The organism is Candidatus Agathobaculum pullicola, from assembly GCF_052117205.1.
In the GTDB taxonomy this organism is placed as follows: Bacteria; Bacillota; Clostridia; order Oscillospirales; family Butyricicoccaceae; genus Agathobaculum; species Agathobaculum pullicola.
Genome location: NZ_JBQKJP010000039.1, coordinates 16,752 through 28,682, shown reverse-complemented (window position 1 = coordinate 28,682; position 11,931 = coordinate 16,752). Strand labels below are relative to the sequence as shown.

Annotated in this window: 12 protein-coding genes and 4 tRNA genes; 15 read left to right on the top strand and 1 reads right to left on the bottom strand. The window is 50.4% G+C overall.

Going from position 1 to position 11,931, the window contains the following annotated elements:
• The first annotated feature begins 221 nt into the window (after window positions 1–221).
• The 14 genes from fba to ACTQ3V_RS12135 all read left to right on the top strand — a co-directional run bounded on the left by fba (window position 222) and on the right by ACTQ3V_RS12135 (window position 9,277).
• Window positions 222–1,190: a class II fructose-1,6-bisphosphate aldolase gene (fba, locus tag ACTQ3V_RS12200; RefSeq protein ID WP_441467746.1), complete on the top strand. Its 969-nt coding sequence runs from the start codon at window positions 222–224 to the stop codon at window positions 1,188–1,190.
• A 178-nt stretch (window positions 1,191–1,368) separates the two neighbouring features.
• Window positions 1,369–1,665, top strand: coding sequence for a YerC/YecD family TrpR-related protein (locus tag ACTQ3V_RS12195; RefSeq protein WP_297283087.1), 297 nt, complete (start codon window positions 1,369–1,371; stop codon window positions 1,663–1,665).
• The gene (locus ACTQ3V_RS12190) at window positions 1,658–2,398 is read left to right on the top strand and encodes a class I SAM-dependent DNA methyltransferase (RefSeq protein ID WP_441467745.1); all 741 of its coding nucleotides are present in this window, start codon (window positions 1,658–1,660) and stop codon (window positions 2,396–2,398) included. Before ACTQ3V_RS12195 ends, ACTQ3V_RS12190 begins: the two co-directional genes overlap by 8 nt.
• A 6-nt stretch (window positions 2,399–2,404) precedes the next feature.
• On the top strand, window positions 2,405–3,286 hold the full coding sequence (hslO, locus tag ACTQ3V_RS12185) for an Hsp33 family molecular chaperone HslO (RefSeq protein ID WP_441467744.1): 882 nt from the start codon (window positions 2,405–2,407) through the stop codon (window positions 3,284–3,286).
• A gap of 84 nt (window positions 3,287–3,370) precedes the next feature.
• A tRNA-Asp gene (locus tag ACTQ3V_RS12180) sits at window positions 3,371–3,447 on the top strand.
• 32 nt (window positions 3,448–3,479) lie between these two features.
• A tRNA-Phe gene (locus tag ACTQ3V_RS12175) sits at window positions 3,480–3,555 on the top strand.
• A gap of 7 nt (window positions 3,556–3,562) precedes the next feature.
• Window positions 3,563–3,638: transfer RNA gene (locus tag ACTQ3V_RS12170), tRNA-Gly, on the top strand.
• A 5-nt stretch (window positions 3,639–3,643) separates the two neighbouring features.
• Window positions 3,644–3,717: transfer RNA gene (locus ACTQ3V_RS12165), tRNA-Cys, on the top strand.
• A gap of 126 nt (window positions 3,718–3,843) precedes the next feature.
• Window positions 3,844–4,545: a response regulator transcription factor gene (locus ACTQ3V_RS12160; RefSeq protein WP_441467743.1), complete on the top strand. Its 702-nt coding sequence runs from the start codon at window positions 3,844–3,846 to the stop codon at window positions 4,543–4,545.
• Window positions 4,542–6,590, top strand: coding sequence for a sensor histidine kinase (locus ACTQ3V_RS12155; RefSeq protein WP_441467742.1), 2,049 nt, complete (start codon window positions 4,542–4,544; stop codon window positions 6,588–6,590). The genes ACTQ3V_RS12160 and ACTQ3V_RS12155 overlap by 4 nt, the downstream gene beginning before the upstream one ends.
• Before the next feature lie 126 nt (window positions 6,591–6,716).
• Window positions 6,717–7,094 carry a GntR family transcriptional regulator gene (locus tag ACTQ3V_RS12150; protein WP_441467741.1) on the top strand — a complete coding sequence of 126 codons (378 nt, stop codon included), beginning with the start codon at window positions 6,717–6,719 and terminating at the stop codon, window positions 7,092–7,094.
• Window positions 7,094–7,945, top strand: coding sequence for an ABC transporter ATP-binding protein (locus ACTQ3V_RS12145; protein WP_441467740.1), 852 nt, complete (start codon window positions 7,094–7,096; stop codon window positions 7,943–7,945). The genes ACTQ3V_RS12150 and ACTQ3V_RS12145 overlap by 1 nt, the downstream gene beginning before the upstream one ends.
• Entirely contained in the window at window positions 7,942–8,601 is a 660-nt protein-coding gene (locus ACTQ3V_RS12140; RefSeq protein ID WP_441467739.1) for an ABC-2 transporter permease, read from the top strand. The genes ACTQ3V_RS12145 and ACTQ3V_RS12140 overlap by 4 nt, the downstream gene beginning before the upstream one ends.
• Before the next feature lie 211 nt (window positions 8,602–8,812).
• On the top strand, window positions 8,813–9,277 hold the full coding sequence (locus tag ACTQ3V_RS12135) for a TspO/MBR family protein (RefSeq protein WP_441467738.1): 465 nt from the start codon (window positions 8,813–8,815) through the stop codon (window positions 9,275–9,277).
• A 65-nt stretch (window positions 9,278–9,342) separates the two neighbouring features.
• On the opposite strand, the gene ACTQ3V_RS12130 is transcribed toward ACTQ3V_RS12135, so the two are convergent.
• Complete coding sequence (locus ACTQ3V_RS12130) at window positions 9,343–10,005, bottom strand: gamma-glutamyl-gamma-aminobutyrate hydrolase family protein (RefSeq protein WP_441467737.1); 663 nt, start codon at window positions 10,003–10,005, stop codon at window positions 9,343–9,345.
• A 117-nt stretch (window positions 10,006–10,122) separates the two neighbouring features.
• Between ACTQ3V_RS12130 and ACTQ3V_RS12125 the strand changes: the two genes are divergently transcribed.
• A complete protein-coding gene (locus tag ACTQ3V_RS12125; RefSeq protein WP_441467736.1) occupies window positions 10,123–11,916 on the top strand; it encodes a Na/Pi cotransporter family protein in 1,794 nt (597 codons plus the stop codon).
• Window positions 11,917–11,931 lie beyond the last annotated feature (15 nt).

Here is an 11,931-nt window from a genome sequence, read left to right as displayed (position 1 = left end):
AGGATATGGCCCCCTCTCGTCAAGTTAAGTGTCGCAACTCAACTTTAACCGATGAGGCCCTATCCTTCATCCTTTTTTATTCAACTGTCCAGGATGTATTGTACTCCAACACAAAAAATGGGTGCAATTTCGCTGATGCTCTTGATTTTACGCGAACATACTGATAAAATAAAGAAAGAATTCAGCTTAGGCTAATTTGTTTGTAGGAAAGGAAGTTTACTATGCCACTAGTTACTACTACCGAGATGTTTAAGAAGGCCTATGAGGGCGGCTATGCTGTCGGTGCCTTCAACGTAAACAACATGGAAATCGTACAGGGCATCACCGAAGCCTGTCAGGAGCAGAAGGCTCCGGTTGTACTGCAGGTTTCCAAGGGTGCGCGCGCTTACGCTAACCACACCTACCTGGTGAAGATGGTAGAAGCTGCGGTTCAGGAGTGCCCGGACGTTCCGATCGCGCTGCATCTGGACCACGGCCCGGACTTTGAGACCTGCAAGTCCTGCATCGACGGTGGTTTTACCTCTGTTATGATCGACTGTTCCAGCAAGCCGTTCGACGAGAACGTCGAGATCACCAAGAAGGTTGTTGAGTACGCGCATGCGCATGGTGTCGTTGTTGAGGCAGAGCTCGGCACACTGGCAGGCGTTGAGGACGACGTAAAGGTTTCCGCTGAGGATTCCTCTTACACCCGTCCGGAAGAAGTAGAAGAGTTCGTTTCGCGCACTGGCTGCGATTCTCTGGCAATTGCAATCGGCACCTCTCACGGCGCTTACAAGTTCACCCCCGAGCAGTGCACCCGCAATGAACAGGGCATTCTCGTTCCGCCTCCGCTGCGCTTCGACGTGCTGGAGGAGGTCTCCAAGCGTTTGCCGGGCTTCCCGATCGTTCTGCATGGTTCCTCTTCGGTTCCGCAGGAGTTTGTTGATATCATCAATGCACACGGTGGCAAGATGCCCGATGCAATCGGTATTCCGGAGGAAGAGCTGCGTCAGGCTGCTAAGCTGTCTGTCTGCAAGATCAACATTGACTCTGATATTCGTCTGGCTATTACCGCTACCATTCGTGAGTACTTTGACGAGCATCCGGATCACTTCGATCCCCGTCAGTACCTCAAGCCCGCTCGTCAGGCTGTTAAGGATATGGTTACGCATAAGCTCATCCATGTGCTCGGCTGCAACGGCAAGGCATAAGACGTTTTTTAATCTAAAACCAAACGAACCGCATCCCCAATGGATGCGGTTCGTTTTTTTATCGAGATAGGGGAAATAAGAACATCGTGCAAGTTGGTTTTCATACTTTACATTATGAAAGCGCTGTGCTATAATATTAAATAATAGAAATGCAATAAGTATGTAGGAGGGATATGTCTTGAATCGAAAGCTAAAAGATGAGGACATGGACATCTTGTTTCGAGGGATCCTGAAGCTCAAGACAGTAGAAGATTGTTATGATTTTTTTGAGGATTTATGTACGATTGCCGAGCTGCGTGCAATGGTGCAACGCTTTCAGGTAGCCCGGATGCTGGACGAGGGCCGTATTTACAGCGATATCGTGCAGGAAACAGGAGCATCGACGGCCACAATCAGTCGAGTCAACAAATGTTTGGTATATGGGTCCGACGGATATCGCAAAATGCTGGACCGCTTAAAGGAAGACGATGAATAGTTATCAGACCCTGTCGGCATACTATGACCGCTTCACGCATGATGTGGGCTATGAGCAGTGGGCAGAATTCTTTGTTGCGCTGTTTGCACGCGAGGGAGTGGAGCCTAAACTTGTGCTGGATTTGGCCTGTGGCACAGGCAGTCTGACGCGGCTGCTGGCGCAGCGTGGATACGATATGATAGGCGTAGATGCTTCTTCCGAAATGCTCATGCAGGCCATGCAGAACACCTTTGATTGCCAGCCGCGTCCGCTGTTTCTCAATCAAAGAATGGAATGTCTTGATTTATTTGGGACGGTGGATGTGTGCCTGTGCTGTCTGGACAGCGTGAATTATGTGACTGAACCGGACGTATTGCAACAGGCGTTTGACCGCGTACACCTGTTTTTGGAGCCTAAAACAGGTTTATTCGTGTTCGACATCAATACGCCTGAGAAGTTTGCACGCATCGACGGAAATAGCTATGTGCGTGAGGATGAGGACGTTTTCTGCGTCTGGCAGGCAGCAGTTGAAGACGGTCTGTGTGCTTATCAGTTCGATATTTTTGAACGGGACGGCGAGACTTGGACACGCGCGCAGGAGGCACATGAAGAACGCGTTTACACCATTCCGGAATTGACTGTTATGTTGGAAAAGGCTGGATTTTCCGAAATTAAAACCTATGGAGACCAATCGTTCTCGCCGGTGCAGGGCGGGGAGGATCGGGTTTATATTACCGCACGAAAGAGAGATTAAATAAAAATGAGCGACACATTACTTCGCGCAATCGCCCGGGATGCGGGCATTCAGATTTCTGCCGCCGTGACGACCGGTTTGGTTGAACGCGCGCGGGAGATACACGATACTACGCCGCTGGCGACCGCAGCGCTCGGCCGCACGCTGACTGCGACGGCGATGATGGGCAGCCAGCTCAAAGCCGATGATGGATCGGTCACCGTGCAGGTGAAGGGAAACGGTCCGCTGGGAACGATTGTGTGCGTCGGCGACGCGGACGGATGGGTGCGCGGTTATTTGCAAAACGCAGGCTGTGAACTGCCGCTGCGTGCGGACGGCAAACTGGATGTGGGTAGCGGCGTAGGTCGTGGCTATCTGATGGTGATAAAGGACATTGGGCTGAAAGACCCGATTACCGGTACGGTCGCACTGGTTAACGGTGAGATTGCTGAGGACCTGACCCGTTATTTTGCAGAGAGTGAGCAGATTCCGTCTGCGTGCGCATTGGGTGTGCTGGTGGATACCGACCGGTCAGTCAAGTGCGCAGGTGGCTGGCTGGTGCAGTTGATGCCGGGGGTCAAGGATGCCGATATTGGCCGCTTGGAGGCTAATTTGTCGAAAATAGAGCCGATGACTGCGATGATAGATAAGGGAATGACGCTCGAGCAAATCGTGCAGGCCGTGCTGGATGGCTTTGCGGTGGATTTCTTGCAGACAGATACAATTGGCTACCGTTGTGCGTGCAGTCGGGAGAAGGTGGAGCGCGCTCTGCTCAGTATGGGAAAAGATGAATTATGCAAAATGGCGGAAGAACAGGAAAAAAGTGAGGTAACCTGTCAGTTTTGCGATAAAGTCTATGCTTTTTCGCGGGAAGAGTTGCGACAGCTTTTGGCGCATGCAGAAAAATAAAAAAATCGTCAAAAAAGTGTTGACATTTTGCTGATGTTTCGATATAATAAATCTCGCCGCTGATGATTACGGCGGCGGCGATTCGGCCCGGTAGCTCAGTTGGTTAGAGCGCCAGCCTGTCACGCTGGAGGCCGTGGGTTCAAGTCCCATCCGGGTCGCCATTTCTTCAGTCTTGTTCGATTGAAGAAAATTTGCCTCTGTAGCTCAGTCGGTAGAGCAGGGGACTGAAAATCCCCGTGTCGGTGGTTCGATTCCGCCCGGAGGCACCAAATATATGCGGCTGTAGCTCATCTGGTAGAGCGCCACCTTGCCAAGGTGGAGGTAGCGAGTTCGAGCCTCGTCAGCCGCTCCACATCTGGTACCATAGCCAAGCGGTAAGGCGTGGGACTGCAACTCCCTGATCCCCAGTTCGATTCTGGGTGGTACCTCCAAAAAAAGAGACGCCAAGACGGCGTCTCTTTTTTGCTTTGTGATAATAATAAGAAAAACTTAAGAATTATATAGGGGAAATCTACAGAAACCTTTGTTAACATAGAGCTATAGAGGAGGGGGACACCATGGAGAAACTTACGGTATTGGTGGTGGACGATGACAAGGAGATTGTAGACAGTATTGCGATTTTTTTGCAGGCAGATGGTTACATGGTTGAGAAGGCGTATAACGGTCTGGAAGCGTTGGACATCGTTATGACGCATACGGTACATCTGTTGCTGCTGGACATCATGATGCCCGAATTGGACGGCATCAAGACGTTGCTCAAGGTGCGGGAGAGCAAGAACATTCCGATTATCCTGATTTCGGCCAAAAGTGAGGATGCGGATAAAATTCTTGGTTTGACGGCGGGAGCGGACGATTATATTACCAAGCCGTTTAATCCGTCCGAGCTGGTGGCGCGCGTCAAAAGTCAGCTGCGGCGCTATACGCAGCTCGGCGCAATGCAGGTGACGGAGTCGCAAATTGCCATTCGTGGACTGGTGCTGGATACGGAGAGCAAGACGGTAACGGTAGACGGCGAGGCGGTGCGCTTGACGCCGCTTGAGTACAAAATCCTCGAACTGCTGTGCCGTCATCCGGGTAAGGTATTCTCTACCGAGGAGATTTATCGGCAGGTATGGAATGATGAAGTGGTGTCGGACAATGCGATTGCGGTGCATGTGCGTCACATTCGTGAAAAAATCGAAATCAACCCGAAGGAGCCGCGATATCTCAAGGTCGTGTGGGGTGTGGGTTATAAGATAGAGAGGAGTGAGGGAGCATGAAAAAGGTGATGCGGTCGCCTGTTTTGAAGGGTGTTGCGTTTGTGGTGTGTCTGCTCTGTGTGACGGTGGCCGGGTTTACACTGGGTAATGCAACGCAGTGGTTTTATGAGAATAGTATGGAAGATGGTGGTATCTATTCGCTGGAATCCAGCTTTGACGAGTCCGATATCCTCAATCGTCAATTCAGTAGTGCATTAAGTATTTTGGATGATGCGCTGCGGTCGGTCGGCTTGCAGCAATATGTCGCTCAGCGGATGGAAGAGAATTTTGCCGGTGATTATTACGCCAAGTTGGGTGATGTGGTTCTGAAAAACACAGATTTGACGCGTGAGGAAGCGGAGAAATCACTCTATTATGTCGTTATTGAGCCGGGAAGTCGCTATAATAATTTGCCAAACTTCTATTCATACCAGTATGAGACATGGGATCAGGCAGCATATAATTACTATATCAACGGTGCGGCCATAGGTTCGGAGCAAACGTATCAGCAGGGTGATTGTATTCTTCTGCGTATGACCGAAGAGCAGGCGGCGATACCGCGTGCAGAATGGGAACAGGGTCGCAATATTTTTAACGGGGCGGTGACCCGGAGTATCGCTGCGTTTTTTGTCGCGCTCATAGCGTTTATTTATCTGCTGTTTGTCACCGGCCGCCGGCCGGAAGATGACGAAGTACATCTGGTGCTGATCGACCGAATGTTTGTAGAACTAAATTTGCTGCTGATTGGCGGTACAGTGGTTGGCACAGCGGCATTGGTATTCGTTGGATTGGATATGGTATTTTACAGTAATAACAGCGGTACAATAGAGATAATGACCAAGCTACTCACTGCTTTGCTGGTCTGTGCATTCGCGTTGGTGATGGAGCTGATTCTTTCGCTCGTGCGCAACATGAAAAATCGCACGTTTGTCGAGCGTTCCTTCATTCTGCGGGCGATTCGCTGGTGCTGGCGTACAATAATTCGGTTTTGCCGCTGGGTAATCAATCTGCTTCGCAATGTTCGGCATGGTGTAGGACAAGGTAAAGGGAATCTATGGCGCAAAGCGTTCAAGAGTTACAAGACCCGCAATGTATTGTTGGTTTTTTTTGGATACAGTGCGCTTCTGGCGATCATTGCGACGTGGTTCGGCATAGACGGCGAGTGGACACCGCTGTTGCTTGGAATTGCATGGTTCACTGTATCGGCTTGGTTTTTGCTCAAGCGAATTGACGGCTTTGACCGTGTTGTGGATGCGCTCAAGCGCCTGCGCAGCGGCGATTTGAGTTATAAGCTTATCGACATGCCCGAGGGTGTTTTTGCCTCGATGGCGGATGACATCAACTCGTTGGGCGATGGCATGCAGCTTGCCTTGCAAAACGAGGTGCGCGCCGAGCGGATGAAAAGTGAACTCATCACCAACGTCAGCCATGACCTGAAAACGCCGTTGACCTCGATTCTCAATTATTCCGATCTACTCTGTCAGGAGCACCTGACCCCGGAAGAAGCCAACGATTATGCCAAAATCATTCACCAGAAGGGGATGCGGCTCAAAAACCTGACGAGCGATCTGTTTGACATTTCTAAAGTGCAGTCGGGGGCAGAGCAGATTATCCGCGAGCGGTTGGATGCCTGCACACTCGTGCGGCAGGCATTGGGTGAGCAGGATAAAGCGATTATCGAGGGTAAGCTGACACTCAAAGTCGATATCCCGGAGCATGAGATACCGATTTGGGCGGACGGTAAGAAAATGTCTCGCGTGATGGAAAATCTGATTGGAAATTGTGTGAAATATGCGATGCCTGGTACGCGTGTGTTTGTATCCGTTGCGGAACAGGACGGCAATGCAGTGATTGAACTGAAAAACATTGCCAACTACGCCATGGACTTTGATGCAAGTGAGATCACCGAGCGGTTTGTGCGCGGGGATGCGGCGCGCTCAACCGAGGGGAGCGGACTCGGCCTTGCGATCGCAAAAAGTTATGCTGAAGCCTGCGGTGGTACGTTCATGGTTTCTGTCGATGGCGATTTGTTCAAAGTCCAAATAACCTTTGCGATTCAGTATTAAAAAAGAGAAGAAAGACGATTCGGTAGATGCCGGATCGTCTTTTTTTGCTTAAAATTTTGTCAAGGGGTTGACATACTGTTAATATTGTATATAATGAGTATATACGATATGAGAGGGGAGGATGCAATGGAGATCGTCCTGTCGAATATGGATGGCACACCAATTTATGAGCAAATTGCACGGCAAATCAAGGCTAAAATTGTTGGCGGAGAACTGAAATCGGGTGAAGCGTTGCCGTCCATGCGCTTACTGGCGAAGGAACTGCGCATCAGCGTCATTACGACCAAGCGTGCGTATGAAGAACTGGAGAGGGAAGGGTTCATCATCAGCCAGACTGGTCGCGGTAGTTTTGTGGCCCCAGTGAGAGTGGAGCTGCTGCGCGAGGAACAACTTCGCCGGGTAGAGACATATCTGGAAGAAGCAGCAAAAGCCGCACATTTGGGCAGTCTGGAAAAGGATGAATTTCTTGAGATTGCGGCTGCGATATTTGAGGAGGGGATCTGATGGAAAAGGCATTGGAGATTGCCGGCCTGTGTAAGCAATATGAGGGATTTGGGCTAAAAGATGTTTCGTTTATACTGCCAAGCGGCTGTGTGATGGGATTCATTGGAGAAAATGGTGCAGGCAAGACAACAACCATCAAAGCGATTTTAAATTTGATTCATCGTGATGCGGGCAGCATCCGGTTGCTGGGGCAGGACAATATTGTAGATGAACGCGCAGTCAAGGAACGCATCGGCGTGGTGCTTGAAGATGGCTGCTTTCTCAACACGATGAATGCGCATCAGGTAGATGTGCTGATGGGAAAAGCATATCAAAACTGGCATTCGGAGCAGTTTTTCGGTTTTTTAAAACGGTTTGGCATCGATGCAGGTAAAAAAATCAAGGACTATTCCAAAGGCATGCGAATGAAAGTCAATATTGCCGCCGCGATGTCGCATGATGCAGAGCTGCTTCTCATGGATGAGCCAACCAGCGGTCTTGATCCGGTCGTGCGCGACGAGGTTCTCGACTTGTTTTATGACTTCATGCAGGATGAAGGGCACTCGATCCTGCTGTCCAGCCATATTACAAGCGATCTGGACAAAATTGCGGATTATATTACGTTCATTCATGAGGGACGGATTGTTTTATCTGAGCCGCGCGATGTGATATTGGATACCTATGGTGTGCTGCATTACACAGCAGAGCAACTTGCCGCACTCAACCCGTCTTCGGTGTGCGGCAAACGTATAGGAGAATTTGGATGCCAAGCGCTGGTGCGCCGTGATGGTGTGCCGACTAACTGGCCGGTCGAGCCAGTCAATATTGAGCAGATGATGCTGTTTTTGACCAGAGGAGAGGATGCAAGATGAAAGCAATGCTGTATGCGGACTGGATAAATTTTCGACAGTCAATCCGGTCAATGCTGTTCATTCTGGTGGTGTTTGCGTTCGCCGCTTTTGCATGGAGCGGCCCGATGTTTTTCATCCTGATTGTTGCTATGCTGAGCATCATGTTACCGGCAACGCTGTGCGCCTCGGATCAGGCCTATGGCTGGGATAAACTCAGCCTGTCGCTGCCGATTTTACGGCACGAAGTGGTTAGAAGCAAGTATCTGATGGGACTGTTGGTCAATGTGGCACTGTTTGTGCTGGCCGTAGCAATGACGGTAGTCTATTCGCTGGTTGATCCATCAACATCAATGATGGAAAACATGCTCAGTCTGTTTGGAGGCGAGTTGATCTCGCTGCTGCTGATGGGGTTGATGTTCGCGGTGACGTTTAAATTCGGCGTGGAGAAGTCGCGGTATATCCTGATCGCAGTTGTCTGGATACCCATTCTGGCGATGGCGGGAATTGTCAAGTTCGGTATTATCCCTGGCATAGTGGATAGGATTAAACAGGGGGTCAATCAGATTGAGACGGCACCGATCGGACTGCCGATGGTGGTTGCGCTGTTCGCGTGCCTTGCGATTTATGCGATCTGCTATGCCGTCAGTGTGCATACCTATCAGAAAAAGGAGCTGTAATAATGCCATTGTGTGAATATTGCAACCAATCTTCTCCCGAAGATAGAAAAAGCCGCTCGAACTGCGGCGCAAAGATGCTCCCTCTGCAGGATGGCGACGCTGCGGACAAGCGCTGACCGAAGAGGAGTTGCTGCTCGGCTTTTTATAAAGTACTTCCCAAGCATAAAAACGCGCGGCAGACCATATCCTGACTATAAAGGGAGGGAGAGCAGTGTTGTGGGTTTGGATAATAGGCATTGCACTTCCGTTAGCGGTTGGCGGTTTGGCTGGTCGACTGACCATGGGGAGCATGGCCACATACGGCGCGTTGGTACAGCCGCCACTCGCACCGCCGCCGTGGGTATTTCCGGTAGTCTGGGCGGTATTGTATCTGCTGATGGGTATTGCCAGTGTGTTGGTTTGGAAGGCTGACGTACCACAAGAGGAGAAAAAGCGGGCACTGACATGGTACGGCGCGCAGCTTGCCGCTAATTTTGTTTGGCCGTTGCTATTTTTCAACGCAGGTTTGTACGGTATTGCGCTCATATGGCTTGTACTGCTTATAGCGTTGGTGGCGGCAACGATTGCAGCTTTTCGGAAAATCAGTCCGACCGCCGCATGGTTGCTGGTGCCATACATGTTGTGGCTGCTGTTCGCGGCGTATCTTAATGCAGCAATTTGGTTGCTCAACCGGTGAAATTACATAACGGACAAAAGGGAGCGGGGAATTGTCCCGCTCCTTTTCTGTTTCGGAAACTGGTATTAGCAATGTGCGCACAGCCAGGAAAACAGGGGAAGGTGATTGACCTCTGCTACATCTTCACATACTGATGGCACCATACGCTCAGGATGCCACTGCACACCAAGCAGGGCCGCAGAAGGATGGACAAGCGCTTCCACCGATTTGTCCGGTGCATGGGCAACGGCTGTCAACGTGTTTGCGATGCGGTCAACAATCTGGTGATGATAGCTGTTGACCACTGTATTTTCTCCAATTTGTTCAGCGAGCCAGCCAGTGCAGCGAATGGTATGACAGCAGTTTGCGTGGTCGCCTGCGTGTTGCAGCAGGGTGCCGCCGAGAAAGACATTGATGGCCTGCATTCCACGGCAGATACCTAATACAGGTTTTCCGCGCGCAAAAAAAGCATCGAACAATGCCTGTTCCTCCGTATCGCGAACAAGATCGATGGATAGTCGGTCGCAGATACATGTCTGCCCGTATCGGGCAGGATGAATATCGCCGCCGCCTGCCAGCAGCAAGCCGTCACAACGCGTCGCCAATGGAGCAGCGGAGGTGCCGCTATATAGCACACCAGCACCGCCGACAGCGGACAGGCAGGCGGCATATAATTCGGATTGGCGGCGGCTCATGGACAAAGTGTCCATAAAACGTCCGCTGGAAATCAATATTAACGGGGCTTTCACAAAATATCCCTCCATAGAAAGTTTTTATCGTTGACATAGAATAGTGAAAACAGTATACTGGGAAATGTATGGGGAACATCAGAGATTTGTAAGAGAGATGTGAAACGGAGGAAACCCATGGACTTTAACGTGCTGTCCATTGTGCAGTTGATTGGCGGTTTGGCACTGTTCATCTACGGCATGACGACAATGGGAAAGGGTCTGGAGCGCGCCGCAGGCTCTAAATTGGAAAAGACACTGGAAAAAATGACCGGAAACGTGTTCAAGGCGTTGCTGATGGGCATGGTGGTAACGATGGTGATCCAGTCATCATCGGCGACGACCGTTATGGTAGTCGGTTTTGTTAATGCGGGCATTATGTCGCTGAGGCAGTCCGTTGGCGTGATTTTGGGCGCGAACATTGGTACGACTATTACAGCGCAAATCCTGCGTCTGGACAGCGGCGGAGCGGTGAGCGAAAATCTGCTTATGCAGATGCTTAAGCCGAAAAATTTGGCTTACCTGATTGTACTTGCGGGCGTTATTATTATGATGCTGGCAAAAAAACGCCGCACACGCGATATCGCGGATATTTTTTCCGGTTTCGGTATTCTGTTTATCGGTATGTCGGTGATGGAGAGTTCGGTTGCGCCGCTTGCTGATTTGCCGCAGTTTGCACAGCTGTTTGCAACGATTGCAAATCCGGTTTTGGGTGTGTTGGTTGGCGCAGGTGTCACCGCAATTATTCAGTCCTCCTCGGCGTCGGTTGGTATTTTGCAGGCGCTGTCTACCACGGGAGCAATCACTTATTCGGCAGCAATTCCCATCATTTTGGGACAAAATATCGGAACCTGTATCACCGCTTTTCTGTCCTCGTTGGGAGGATCGAAAAACGCACGCCGTACAGCGATGGTTCACTTTTATTTTAATCTGATTGGTTCCATTGTGTTCCTGATCGCGGTTTATGCGATTGAGTATACTGTCGGATTTTCCTTCTGGAACTCTGCGATTGACAAGGGCGGTATTGCAAATTTCCATACGCTGTTTAATGTCACCTGCACGATTCTGTTCCTGCCTTTTACCGGAGTGCTGGTAAAATTGGCCACATGGAGCGTGCCCTCCGGAGAGGTGCAGGAGGATCCGCTCTCCAAGCTTGAGCCGCGCTTTTTGACCACGCCGTCGCTTGCGCTTGAGCAGGCGCAGCGGTGCATTGCCGATATGGGAGATGCCGCCAAGCAGAATTTCCATTTGGCAACCGAACCATTGTTTGGAGAAGGTATGCCGAAAGAGGATGTTTTCCGTGAGAATGAGAGCTTTTTGGATCGTGCGGAAGTAGAGATTGGTCGCTATCTCACGAATATCCATAATATTCGTTCGGTGGATCAGCGTCGGCAGTTGGCTGAGATGATGCATTCACTTTCTGACTTCGAAAAAATCGGCGACTATGCGCAGAATATTTTCGGCAGGGTGGATGAGTTCCGGCAGGGTGATATGTCGTTCTCGCCGGCAGCGATGCAGGAGCTGCGCGCAATGTGCAGTGCGGTCGGTGAAGCGCTTGACCTGACGGTGGAAGGCTATGTAACACGTTCGGTATCGGTTGCCAGAACAGTGGAGCCGGTTGAAGAGGTGGTAGATACGCTCAAGGAACGTCTCAAGAGCCGTCATATTGAGAGATTGGGCCGAAGTGAGTGTACAATGCAAACCGGTATTCACTTCCTTGACATTGTGCACGACTTGGAAAAAATAGGCGACCATTGCTCCAACATTGCGATTTATACCATTCAGCTCGGCGAAGGCGCGGAGGAATTTGACACACATGCCTATGCCAAGCAGGAATATAAGTCTACGCCTCAGTTTGCAGAGAAGCTGCGTTATTATCAGCAAAAGTATCTGACACAGGTCGAGAAAGTAGCAGATAAAGCAGACGATTGATAAAAGCGCCGCGTT